Raw genomic sequence first — 11,896 nt, forward strand, 5'->3', positions numbered from 1 at the left:
CTATCGTGCATTTCTGTTATGCGTTTTATGCAAGGCAGCGCGCCTCGCGCCCGTGTAGATTGGCTACCGAGGCGATGCTGCCATGACGGCGCGCCCGCCCGCGACACCCCGACAGCCATCCCGGCCGTCCCATAACAACGTTCGCGCAACAGGAGACCATGCAATGCCCTTTCCTCATCGACTGATGCGGCCGGCGCTCGCCGTGCTTTGCCTTGGATGCATGGCGGCCGCCCCGCTGGCGCAAGCCCAGTCCGCCGACCACTACCCCAGCAAGCCGATCAACTACGTCGTGCCGTTCGCGGCGGGCGGCACCACGGACCTGCTGGGCCGGCTGATCGGCCAGCGGCTGTCCCAGGTGCTCGGGCAGTCGGTGGTGGTGGAAAACCGCGCCGGCGCTGGCGGCAATATCGGCTCGGACTACGTGGCCAAGGCCGCGCCGGACGGCTACACGCTGCTCGGCGGCACCATCAGCTCGCACGCCATTAACGTGAGCCTGTACCCCAAGATGCCGTACGACCCGATCAAGAACTTCCAGCCGGTGGCGCTGATCGGCACGCTGCCCAATGTGCTGGTGGTGAACGTGAACAGCCCGTACAAGTCGGTGCAGGACGTGCTGGCGGCGGCCAAGGCCAAGCCGGGGTCGATCAACTTCGGCTCGTCCGGCAACGGCACCTCCCAGCATCTGGCCGCCGAACTGTTCGCCAACATGGCCGGCCTGAAGATGACCCACGTGCCGTATAAGGGCAGCAGCCAGGCGGTACAGGCGCTGCTCGGCAACCAGGTGGACATTGTTTTCGAGAACAGCGTGGCCGCCATGCCGATGGTGCAGTCCGGCAGGTTCCGCGCGCTGGCCACCACCGGCGCCAAGCGCGCCGCCGAGTTGCCCGATGTGCCGACCATGGCCGAATCGGGCCTGCCGGGCTATGAAATCGTCTCGTGGCAGGCGATCTTCGCGCCGGCCGGCACGCCGATGCCCATCGTCAACAAGCTGGCCACCGAGATCAACAAGATCATCCACCAGCCGGACATCAAGGCGAAGCTGGCGGGCATGGGGGTGGAGCCGTCCGGCGCCGGCCCGGCCGAACTCGGCAAGTTCCAGAAGAGCGAGGTGGCCAAGTGGGCCAACCTGATCAAGGTCGCCAATATTCACCTGGAGTAACGCATGGCAGAACACCGTATTCCGACCGCCGGCCTGCATCGCTGGGTCGTGGACCTGTGGCTGGCGGCGGGGTCCGATGCGCGTGAGGCGCAACTGACCGCCGACCACCTCGTCGGCGCCAATCTTTCGGGCCATGACTCGCATGGCGTGGGCATGATCCCGAAGTACGTATTGTCCTGGCTGGGCGAGCAGTTGCAGCTCAACCAGCAGGTCAGCGTGGTGCATGAGTCCGGCGGCATCCTGAGCCTGGACGGCAACCGGGGCATGGGCCAGGCGGTCACCGAGGAGGCCATGCGCATGGGCATCGCCCGCGCGCAGGAGCATGGCGTGTGCGTGATGGGGCTGCGGCGCTCGCACCATCTGGGGCGCGTGGGCCACTGGGCCGAGCAGGCCACCGCGGCCGGCATGATCTCGATCCACTTCGTGAACGTGCTGTCCAAGCCGATCGTGGCGCCGCATGGCGGCTACGACGCGCGCTTTGGCACCAATCCGTTCACGATTGGCGTGCCGGTGGCGGGCGCCCCGCCGCTGGTGCTGGACTTTGCCACCAGCGCCATCGCGCTGGGCAAGGTGCGCGTGGCCAATAACAAGGGTGTGCCGGTGCCGGCTGGCAGCCTGATGGACCCGGCCGGGCACCCCACCGACGACCCCTCGGTCATGTTCCCGGCGCCCGGCACGCCGCAGGGTGCGCTGCGCACGTTCGGCGAGCACAAGGGCTACGTGCTGGCCGTGATGTGCGAGCTGCTCGGCGCCGCAGTCACTGGCGGCCATACCATCCGCCCGGAAACGCTCACGCACGAGCATGCGGTCTGGAACAACATGCTGGCGATCATCTTCGACCCGGCCCGCCTTGGCAGCAGCACCACCTTCGGCCATGAGGTGGAAGCCTTTGTCGAATGGATGAAGGCGTCCCGGCTGCAACCGGGCAACGATGCCATCCGCCTCCCCGGCGACCCCGAACGCGCATGGCGCAAGGCTCGCGCCGACTTTATCCCCGTGGATGCCGGCACGCTGGCCCAGCTCGACGACGCCGCGGCGCGCGTGCTCCAGGCGCGCGGCCAGTCGCCCGGCCCACTCTCCGCCCTGGCGGCGGCCTGAACCCAAGGCTCAAGGAATTCTCATGACGACTCCTCACCTGCCCCAGCTTTCCCCGCTGCCCAACCAGTTCCGCGCCGACATCCTCGCGCGCAAGCGGCTGATTGGCTGCTGGACCTCGCTCGGCCAGCCGGTTACCACCGAGATCATCGGCCTGGCCGGCTTCGACTGGATGCTGCTCGATGGCGAGCACGCGCCCAACGACGTGCTGACCTTCGTGCCGCAGTTGATGGCGCTCAAGGACAGCACCAGCGCGCCTGTAGTACGGCCACCCTGGAACGACCCCGTGCTGATCAAGCGCCTGCTGGATATCGGCTTCTATAACTTCCTGATCCCCTTCGTGGAGTCGGCCGAGGAAGCGCGCCGCGCGGTGCGGGCCACGCGCTACCCGCCGGACGGCGTGCGCGGGGTGTCCGGCGTGCAGCGCCAGAACCGCTACGGCACGCTGCCGGACTTCTTCCAGACCATCAACGAGAACATCTGCGTGCTGGTGCAGATCGAGAGCCGCAAGGGCGTGGAGGCCGCCGACGAGATTTGCGCCGAGCCCGGCGTGGACGGCATCTTCATCGGCCCGAACGACCTCGCCGCTGCCTACGGCCACCTGGGCAACCCCAACCACCCGGAGGTGCAGGCCGCCGTGGCGCAGATCTACGACGCCGCCAACCGCGCCGGCAAGGCCATCGGCACACTGACCCCCGTGGAGGCCGACGCCCGTCGCTACCTCGACATGGGCGCGCACTTCGTCGCCGTGGGGCTGGACCACACGCTGCTGCGCGATGCCTCCCGCGCGCTGCGCGAGCGCTTTGCGCAATGACGCGATATCTATATAGATAGGACACCAACATGAGCAAGATCGGATTCATCGGACTCGGCGTGATGGGCGCGCCGATGGCGCAGCACCTTCAGGCGGGCGGCCACACGGTCTACGCCCACACCCGCAGCGGCGTGCCGCAGGCGCTCCAGGACGCCGGCATGCAGGCCTGCGCCAATGCCACCGAGGTGGCGCGCCAGGCCGACGTCATCTTCCTGATGCTGCCCGATACCCCGGACGTGGCGCGCGTGCTGTTCGGCGAGCAAGGCGTGGCCGATGGCCTGAGCCCGGGCAAGACGGTGGTGGACATGAGTTCGATCTCGCCAATCGAGACACGCGAGTTCGCCGCGCGCATCGAGAAGCTGGGTTGCGAGTATGTGGATGCGCCGGTGTCCGGCGGCGAGGTGGGGGCCAAGGCCGCCACGCTGTCGATCATGGCCGGCGGCAAGCAGGATGTGTTCGACCGCGTACTGCCGCTGCTCCAGCTGATGGGCAAGAACATCACGCTGGTCGGCAATGTCGGTGACGGCCAGGTGGCCAAGGTGGCGAACCAGGTGATCGTGGCGCTGACCATCGAGGCCGTGGGCGAGGCGCTGGTGCTGGCCGCCAAGGCCGGCGCGGACCCGGCGCGCGTGCGTCAGGCGCTGATGGGCGGCTTTGCCAGCTCGCGCATCCTGGAAGTGCATGGCGAACGGATGATCAAGCGCACGTTCGACCCGGGCTTCCGCATCGAACTGCACCAGAAGGACCTGAACCTGGCGCTGTCCACGGCCAAGGCGCTGGGGCTGGGGCTGCCGAACACGGCGTCCTGCCAGCAGTTGTTCAACGTCTGCGTGGCGCAGGGCGGCGCTGGCTGGGACCATTCGGGGCTGGTCAAGGCGATCGAGCATATGGCCTCGTTCGCCATCGGCGACAAGCCCAAGACGGCGGGCTGATGTCAGCGCTGAACTCCGACGACCTTGCGTGCTTTGTCTGCGTGGCCAACACGCAGAGCATCTCCCGCGCGGCGCTGGAGCTTGGCGCGGACCAGTCCACGGTCAGCCGCCAGATCGCCCGGCTGGAGGCGGCGCTGGACACGCGCCTGTTCCACCGCAGCGGCCGGGGCGTGGTGCTGACCGAGTCCGGCTCCACGCTGCTCGGCTACGCGCGCCAGGTGGCGGTCACGCTCAGCGAGGCCCGTGCCGCCGTGCGCAAGTCCACGGCGCAGGGGCCGTCCCAATTGGTCATCGCCGCGCAGCCGACCATCGCCAATACCGCCTTCGCGTCCATCGGCACGGCGCTCAAGCAGCGCTTTCCGGCGACCAGGCTGCGCTTTGCCGAGGGGCTGGCCAGCCCGATCCTCGCCTGGCTGGCTGCCGGCGAGATCGACGTCGCCCTGCTCTACCTGCCCGAGCAGCAAGGCGCGCTGAAGGTGGATGTGCTGCTGGAAGAAGACCTGACGCTGGTGACGCCCACCTCGTGGAGTCACCTTGGCCTGACCTTCCCGGTGCGGCGGCTGGGCGAGGTGCCGCTGATCCTGCCGAGCACCGGCCACGGCCTGCGCGTGCTGGCCGAATCGCTGGCCGCGCGCGCCGGCACCACGCTGAACATGGCGCTGGAGTGCGATGCCTCGAATACGGTGTCGATGCGGCTGGTGGAGGATGGTTGTGGCGCCACGCTGCTGCCCTTCGCCGCCGTGGCAGACCGCGTGGCACAGGGTCGGCTGCACTCGGCCCGGCTGATGGAGCCAGTGGTGACGCGCCAGGTGGTGCTGGCCACGGCGCGCAATCGCACCGTGGTGCCCGAGTTGTGGGACATCATGCAGACCGTGCGGCAGTCCGTGCGGAATATCGTGATGTCCGGGGCGTGGCCGGGAGCGCGGCTGGTCTAGCCCCGCCCCAGTCAGCCCGCCCCCGGTCAGCAGAATCCGGCTGGATTCTCTCGCTTCGCCGATTACTGCTTCGGCGCCTGCAGTTCCTGCTTGGCGGTTTCATTGGCCGCCTTGTTGGCGTCCTTGCGCTCCTGCTTGGCGGCGCTCAGGTCCTGCTTGTATTCGCCCTTCGCGGCAGCCTTCTCGGCCTTGTACTGGTCGCTCGCGACCTTGCGGGCTTCACGGCGCTCCACCAGCGGGTCCTTCGGCGGTTGAATCTGTGTCATGCCCGGCGGCACGGCGGCGTTGCCGCCAGCGGGTGCCGGGGCGGCGGTGGTCTGGGCGAACGCGGTGGCGGACAACAGCCCGGCGGTCAGGGCGCCGATCAGCGAGGTAGTGCGGATGATTTGGTTCGTGGACTTGTTCGTGGACATATGAGACCTCTCAGATGTTGTTATCTCGGACGGTGCCCACGTACAAGCTACAAGCTACAAGCTTTGGCAGCGAGGGCACCACGCAATGCCGTGCGCAGGATGTCTTGCTTCCTGCGCCGCGCACCGAAGTTTAGAAGCCGACTCGTGCCGCGCGTGCCGCATTCCAACATCTCCTTACAAAAACACATCCGCGCTGACAGACACTCTCCGACAACGCCACACTTTTCGCGGATATCGCAGATTTGGCGTGCTTGAAGCGAGGGGCGCCGTCGCCCACACTGGAAGGCATCGACCTTGCCAACCAGGAGGCATCATGCATCTCGAAGGCTCGTGCCAATGCGGCGCCGTGCAGTTCAGTCTGGAGTCCGACTCGCCCTGCCCCTACATGCATTGCCATTGCTCGATCTGCCGCAAGACCGGCGGCGGCGGGGGCTATGGCATCAACCTCGGCGGGGATGCCCACTCGCTGCGCGTTCGCGGCAAGAAGCACGTCTCGCGCTATCACGCCGTGATGCGCGAGCCCGGCCAGCGCCCCAAGCGATCGAAGGCATTCCGCCATTTCTGCGGCGAGTGCGGCAGCCCGCTGTGGCTCTGGGACCCGCGCTGGCCCGACATGGTCTACCCCAACGCAAGCGCCATCGACACGCCCCTGCCCCGCCCGCCTGAAGTGGTCGAGGCTTCGCTGGAGAACGTCGCGCCATGGGTGGATGTGCCACGCGGCAAAGGCCATCGGCATTGCGAGACCTGGCCGGAGGAATCACTGCACGACTGGCACAAGCGGCACGGCCTGCTCGCCTGAAATGGCGGCGGCAGCATAAAGTCGGACACTGGCCGACAGACGCCGGCCAAGTGATTTCCTATGCTCGAAACAAGGCGCCCCGCGCGCAAGGAGCCTGACATGCCGAGCTTCCGCCGTAGTCCTCTCCATCTTCCTCTACATCTTCCTCTCCATTGTCCTCTCCCCCTGGCTCTCTGCCTGACCGCCGCCGCGCTGCTCGCCACCGGTTGCGGCGAGTCCGCCAAGCTGCCGGAGTCGGCCGGCATCGGCCCGTCGCCGCAGTTGCCCGAGCCGAACCAGACCCTGATCCCGACCGTGCATATCGCGCCGGCCAAGGGCTGGGAGGACGGCAAGAAGCCGGTGGCGGCGGACGGCATGACGGTAACCGCCTTCGCCGACAAGCTCGACCATCCGCGCTGGGTCTACGTGCTGCCCAATGGCGATGTCCTCGTCGCCGAGTCGAACGCGCCGCCCAAGCCCGATGACGGCAAGGGCATCCGGGGCTGGGTCATGAAGCAGGTCATGAAGCGCGCTGGCGCGGGCGTGCCGAGCGCCAACCGCATCACGCTGCTGCGCGACACCAACGGCGACGGCGTGGCCGACGAGCGCTCGGTCTTCCTCAAGGATCTGAACTCGCCGTTCGGCATGGTGCTGGTCGGCAATGACTTCTACGTGGCCAATACCGACGCCGTGGTGCGCTATCCCTACGCGCCGGGGCAGCCGGCAATCACTGCGCCGGGCCAGAAACTCGTCGATTTACCAGGCGGGCCGCTGAACCACCACTGGACCAAGAACATCATCGCCAGCCCGGACGGCAACAAGCTCTACGTCACGGTCGGCTCGAACAGCAACGTGGCCGAGAATGGCATCGACAAGGAAGCGGGCCGCGCCGCCATCTGGGAGGTGGACCGCCAGACCGGCCAGCATCGCGTGTTCGCCAGCGGCCTGCGCAACCCGAACGGCATGGCCTGGGAGCCGACCAACGGCATGTTGTGGACCGCCGTGAACGAGCGCGATGAAATCGGCAGCGATCTGGTGCCGGACTACATCACCTCCGTGCGCGATGGCGGCTTCTACGGCTGGCCGTACAGCTATTACGGCCAGCATGTGGATGTGCGCGTGAAGCCGTCCGCTCCGGATCTGGTGGCGAAGGCCATCGTGCCCGACTACGCCGTCGGCACGCACACGGCCTCGCTGGGGCTGGCCAGCGCCGCCGGAAACAGCCTGCCGGCGCGTTTCCAGCACGGGATGTTCGTCGGCCAGCATGGCTCCTGGAACCGCAAGCCGCGCGCCGGCTACAAGGTGATCTTCGTCCCGTTCGAGCAGGGCAAGCCCAACGGCGCGCCGTTCGACGTGCTGACCGGCTTCCTGACCGCGGACGGCGACGCCCAGGGCCGCCCGGTAGGCGTGGCCGTGGACAAGCGCGGCGGGTTGCTGGTGGCCGATGACGTCGGCAACGTGATCTGGCGCGTGACCGGCGCGACTCAATAGCGTCGGCTAAAAATGCAAAAACCGGCGGTGCGAGCCCCTCGCGCCGCCGGAAGACCACCCACCACGATGGTCCGGAACAACAGTCCAACCGTAAAGAATCAGAAGCGGTGCTGGAGACCCGCCGTGACGCCGACCTGGTTGTTGGCAGAGCCCGCCAGGTCGCGCGAGAGACTCACGGTCTGACCGTTGCGCGCCTTGGCATAGCCTGCGGACAGGTAGGCCATGGTGCGTTTGGAAAGATTGTATTGAGCGCGCAGCGAGAACAGGATCGGGTCGCCGTCCGTCGCGCCCTTGATGTTCTGCTTGTACACCGCGCCGTAGAGGGTGAAGGCCGGCGTGAAGTCGTACGCCGCGCCCAGCCAGTACATGTCGCTCAGCTGCGACGCCGCGCCGTTCGTGAAGGCGCGCTTGTAGTTGCGGTAGCCGCCGTACAGCGCAAGCGAGCCGAAGTCATAGCTGGCGCCCGCGTGGACGCCCTGGATATAGTCCAAGGTATCGGCCGGCGTGGTGCTGCCGCCCGCGCCATTCTGGCGATCCCAGGTAACGGCCGTGGCGAAGCCACCGGACGAATAGCCGACGCCGACGTCATATTTCGACGAAGACTTGAACTCGCCCGGCACCTCGCCCAGCGCAACGGTGGCGCCCAGCTTCACGCCGCCGAACTTGCCGTCATAGCGGACCACATTGGTGGCGCGCGAGAACATGCCGTCCTTGCGCCCGCCCGACGCCGTGGACGAAGTCGCCCACGAGTAGTTCGGCGCGTAGCCCATCGGGTCGAACGGCAGCATGAAGTCGTAGGTCGTGGTGAAGTCACGGCCCAGCAGCAGGCGGCCCCACTTGTTCTGCAGGCCCACGGTGGCGCGGCGGTCGAACAGCGTGTTGTCGGTGTCCAGCTTGCCGGTGTCAAGGGCGATGCCGCTCTCCAGCTGGAATACGGCCTTCAGGCCGCCGCCCAGGTCCTCGGTGCCGCGCAGGCCCCAGCGCGAGGTATTCTTGCCGCCCGAGATCAACTTGACCGCCGAACCGCCGCCCGGCCCCGCGTGGTTGAGATACTCCACGCCCGAATCCACGATGCCGTACAGCGTGACGCTGGACTGCGCCGCCGCGCCGCCCGTGGCGACGCAAGCCAGTCCGGCAACGACCCATGCCTTCCGTTTCATGCCTGTCTCCTGTGTCTTTTTTGTGAGTGAACGGCGCGAATGGTATGGGAGGCTCACTTTCAGATCGCTTTCGAAAATCCTTCAAATTCGGACCGTTGCGGGCGCGCGGATTGGGGCTTTCCCTAGCTAGCCCGCCCCGCCGCTTCCCGGTATCACTCACGCGCTGTTGCCGTTCCCCTGCCGCCTCCGTCGTCCCCGCCGTGACCCTGCCATGCGTATCCTGCTTGCCGAAGACAACCTGAAACTGGCCGCCTCCCTCGTGGAATCCCTCGGCCAGAGCGGCTTCACGGTCGATTGCATGCACGACGGCGCCAGCGCCGACAACCTGCTCTCCACGCAGGACTACGCGCTGGCCATCCTCGATATCGGCCTGCCCCGCCTGGACGGCCTGGAAGTGCTGCGGCGCCTGCGCCAGCGGCGCAACCCGGTGCCGGTGCTGATCCTGACTGCGCATGGTTCCGTGGAAGACCGCGTGCGCGGCCTGGACCTTGGCGCCGACGACTACCTCGCCAAGCCCTTCGCCCTGACCGAGCTGGAAGCGCGCGCCCGCGCGCTGATCCGGCGCAGCCATGGCCACGACCGCACCGCGCTGCATTGCGGGCCGCTCCACTACGACACCGTCAGCCGCGCCTTTACGCTGCACGGCACGCTGCTGGCGCTCACCGGGCGCGAGCGCGCGGTGCTGGAGATCCTGCTGCTGCGCGATGGCCGGGCCGTCAACAAGGCCGCGCTTTCCGAGAAGATCTTCGGCATCGATGAGTCGGTGAACCCGGACGCCATCGAGATCTACGTCTACCGCCTGCGCAAGAAGCTGGAAGGCAGCGGCGTCGGCATCGTCACGCTGCGCGGGCTGGGCTACCTGCTGGAGGCGCGCGCCCCGGCGGCTGAAGACACCCCGCTGGCCGCCCAGCCATGAGTCGGCGATGAAGCCGACGATGAAGCCGGGGATGAAATCGGCGAGCCTGCGCTGGCAGCTCTCGCTGTGGCTGCTGCTGCCGCTGCTCGGGCTGCTGGCGCTCGACGCGTGGCTGACTGACCGCCGCGCCATGGCGGCCGCCCACGAAGCGTTCGACCGCACGCTGGCCGCCTCGCTCAAGGCCATGCGCGAGGGCATCAGCCTGCGCGACGGCCGCGTGGAGGTGGAAGTGCCCTACCTCGCCCTCGAAGTGTTCGACGCCGAGGCCGGCTCGCGCATTTACTACGAGATCCGCGACGAGACCGGCGCCACCATCACCGGCTATCCGGCCCTGCCGATGCCCACCCAGCCGGTGCGCGCGCTCTATCGCACGCAGTTCTACGATGCCGCCTATCGCGGCGAGCCGGTGCGCATGGCCGCCATGCCGCTGCCGCTGCATGACGTGCGCTCGGCGCGCACCCAGCTGGTCTGGGTGCTCGTGGCCGAGACCACCGAGCCGCGCGCGCAACTGGCCAAGCACATCCTGATGGGGTCGCTGTTGCAGGAGCTGATGCTGGTCAGCCTGGCGCTGGCCATCGTCTGGTTCGGGGTGCGGCGCGGGCTGCGGCCGCTGCACCGGCTATCGGAGGCGATGAGCGCACGCGGCCCGGACGACCTCCAGCCACTGGACGCCGCCACGCTGCCCGTGGAGACCCAGCCGCTGGTCAACGCCGTCAACCAGTACGTGGCACGGCTCCAGCGCATGGTCGAGGGGCGCAAGCGCTTCTTTGCCGACGCCGCGCACCAGCTCAAGACGCCGCTGGCCATCATCCAGGCCGAATCGGAACTGGCCCTGCGCGAGCGTGAACTCGCCGGCGCGCGCGCGCATCTGGCCCGCCTCAACGGCTCGGTCCGGCAGGCTGCGAAAGAGGTGGAGCAACTGCTGTCGCTCTCGCGGCTGGAGCCGGACAGCGGCTACGCGCCCACGCTCCACCGGCTGCGGCTCGGCGCGCTGGCGCAGGCAGTGGCGCTGGACTGGGCACCGCTGGCCCGGCGGGACGGCGTAGACCTGGGTTTCGAAGCGGACGTTGTCGAAACTGGCGACGCGCAGGACGAGATCGACGGCCAGCCTGAACTGCTCCAGGAACTGCTCGGCAACCTGATCGACAACGCGGTGCGCTACGCGGGCGCCGGCTCCATGGTGACGGTGCGCGTGCGCGGCACGCGGCTACAGGTAGAGGACAACGGCCCCGGCATCGCGCCGGAAGACCGGGAAGCCGTGTTCCAGCGCTTCTACCGGGGTGAAGCCGGCGTGTCGCGTGCCGGCAGCGGGCTTGGGCTGTCCATCGTCCGGGAAATCGCCCGCCTCCACGGCGCGGCCGTGGTACTCGGCAACACGCCCGGCGGCGGGCTGACCGTGGCGCTCCATTTCCCGCCCGCCGGGGGCGAGGGCAAGGGCGAGGGCAAGACGGCCTAGCTCTTGCCCGTCAGCTTGCCGATGCGGCGCCCGAACCAGTCATCGAGCATGACTTTCTCGTAGCGCAGCCGGTCCGACGGTCCGTACAGATTCACGCCCCAGCCGAAGTTCATGTTCGAGATGCGCTCCTGCGCGCTGGCCACCACCTCGTCGCCGTGGCGCAGCTCGTACTGCAACGTCATGCGCGGCCACGTGGCATCCCGGATCACGCGCACCTGCTGCGCGTAGCGCCAGTCGAGATAGCCGGCCAGATCGATGTCCAGCACCTCGATGGTCAGCGAATACCCCGCCGGCAACCCGCGCGCCGCCAGCCTGGCGAAGTGCCGCCGAAGTTCATCGAGCACCTGCCGGTCACTGCCATACGACTGCGACCACGAGGCGTCGGTATAGGTCTCCGGATGGATAAACGTCACCGACAACGCGGAAGACGGCTGCGCCTGCGAAGGCGCCGGCGCGCCCCCGGCCGCCCCGGCCAGCCCCAGCGCCGCTACGGCAACCAGAATGGGCAGAAAGTACGTGGACATGGCATCACGCCTGCGAAAGCACGGCCTGGAACGCGACGGACGATGCCCGGACATAAAACAGGACAGGAACCCATGCGCCGCCCGGCATCCAGCCGCTGAGCCCGGGCTGGTTTCAGGATAGGTCAGACGTGAACGTCTGGCGCTTCCGCCCAGCTACGCCGCCCCAGAAAGTTACAGTTGCGTCACAGTTTTTTACTTCGCGGAAGACCGATGCCATGCTCGC

At 67.8% G+C, this 11,896-nt stretch carries 12 protein-coding genes; 9 read left to right on the forward strand and 3 right to left on the reverse strand.

What is annotated here, in order from left to right:
* Window positions 1-163: 163 nt before the first annotated feature.
* From AB4120_RS20720 to AB4120_RS20740, 5 genes are read left to right on the forward strand one after another with little or no spacing between them, the layout of a single operon-like run.
* A complete protein-coding gene (locus tag AB4120_RS20720) occupies window positions 164-1,159 on the forward strand; it encodes a Bug family tripartite tricarboxylate transporter substrate binding protein (protein ID WP_441642780.1) in 996 nt (331 codons plus the stop codon).
* Window positions 1,160-1,162: 3 nt separating this feature from the next.
* Complete coding sequence (locus AB4120_RS20725; RefSeq protein ID WP_441642781.1) at window positions 1,163-2,257, forward strand: malate/lactate/ureidoglycolate dehydrogenase; 1,095 nt, start codon at window positions 1,163-1,165, stop codon at window positions 2,255-2,257.
* A gap of 22 nt (window positions 2,258-2,279) precedes the next feature.
* Window positions 2,280-3,068, forward strand: a complete 789-nt coding sequence (garL, locus tag AB4120_RS20730; protein ID WP_149135927.1) for a 2-dehydro-3-deoxyglucarate aldolase — start codon at window positions 2,280-2,282, stop codon at window positions 3,066-3,068.
* 29 nt (window positions 3,069-3,097) lie between these two features.
* Window positions 3,098-4,000 carry a 2-hydroxy-3-oxopropionate reductase gene (locus tag AB4120_RS20735; protein WP_144195206.1) on the forward strand — a complete coding sequence of 301 codons (903 nt, stop codon included), beginning with the start codon at window positions 3,098-3,100 and terminating at the stop codon, window positions 3,998-4,000.
* A complete protein-coding gene (locus AB4120_RS20740; protein ID WP_441642782.1) occupies window positions 4,000-4,935 on the forward strand; it encodes a LysR family transcriptional regulator in 936 nt (311 codons plus the stop codon). Before AB4120_RS20735 ends, AB4120_RS20740 begins: the two co-directional genes overlap by 1 nt.
* A 62-nt stretch (window positions 4,936-4,997) precedes the next feature.
* On the opposite strand, the gene AB4120_RS20745 is transcribed toward AB4120_RS20740, so the two are convergent.
* Entirely contained in the window at window positions 4,998-5,348 is a 351-nt protein-coding gene (locus tag AB4120_RS20745; protein ID WP_441642783.1) for a hypothetical protein, read from the reverse strand.
* Window positions 5,349-5,661: 313 nt separating this feature from the next.
* Between AB4120_RS20745 and AB4120_RS20750 the strand changes: the two genes are divergently transcribed.
* Both AB4120_RS20750 and AB4120_RS20755 read left to right on the forward strand, forming a co-directional pair.
* A complete protein-coding gene (locus AB4120_RS20750) occupies window positions 5,662-6,147 on the forward strand; it encodes a GFA family protein (RefSeq protein WP_149135925.1) in 486 nt (161 codons plus the stop codon).
* A gap of 99 nt (window positions 6,148-6,246) precedes the next feature.
* Window positions 6,247-7,617 carry a PQQ-dependent sugar dehydrogenase gene (locus tag AB4120_RS20755; RefSeq protein WP_441642784.1) on the forward strand — a complete coding sequence of 457 codons (1,371 nt, stop codon included), beginning with the start codon at window positions 6,247-6,249 and terminating at the stop codon, window positions 7,615-7,617.
* A 98-nt stretch (window positions 7,618-7,715) separates the two neighbouring features.
* Here AB4120_RS20755 and AB4120_RS20760 read toward each other — a convergent pair whose 3' ends face one another.
* A complete protein-coding gene (locus AB4120_RS20760; RefSeq protein WP_441642785.1) occupies window positions 7,716-8,777 on the reverse strand; it encodes a porin in 1,062 nt (353 codons plus the stop codon).
* A gap of 211 nt (window positions 8,778-8,988) precedes the next feature.
* Between AB4120_RS20760 and AB4120_RS20765 the strand changes: the two genes are divergently transcribed.
* Window positions 8,989-9,693, forward strand: a complete 705-nt coding sequence (locus AB4120_RS20765; protein ID WP_149135922.1) for a response regulator — start codon at window positions 8,989-8,991, stop codon at window positions 9,691-9,693.
* Between the two features lie 31 nt (window positions 9,694-9,724).
* Window positions 9,725-11,149 (forward strand): sensor histidine kinase, encoded by a 1,425-nt coding sequence (locus tag AB4120_RS20770; protein ID WP_149137515.1) that lies wholly within the window; start codon window positions 9,725-9,727, stop codon window positions 11,147-11,149.
* Here AB4120_RS20770 and AB4120_RS20775 read toward each other — a convergent pair.
* Window positions 11,146-11,673 carry a DUF3016 domain-containing protein gene (locus AB4120_RS20775; RefSeq protein WP_187645140.1) on the reverse strand — a complete coding sequence of 176 codons (528 nt, stop codon included), beginning with the start codon at window positions 11,671-11,673 and terminating at the stop codon, window positions 11,146-11,148. The two genes, AB4120_RS20770 and AB4120_RS20775, sit on opposite strands and share 4 nt — an antisense overlap.
* Window positions 11,674-11,896 lie beyond the last annotated feature (223 nt).

The sequence above is a fragment of the Cupriavidus sp. 2KB_3 genome (assembly GCF_052115685.1).
In the GTDB taxonomy this organism is placed as follows: domain Bacteria; phylum Pseudomonadota; class Gammaproteobacteria; order Burkholderiales; family Burkholderiaceae; genus Cupriavidus; species Cupriavidus campinensis.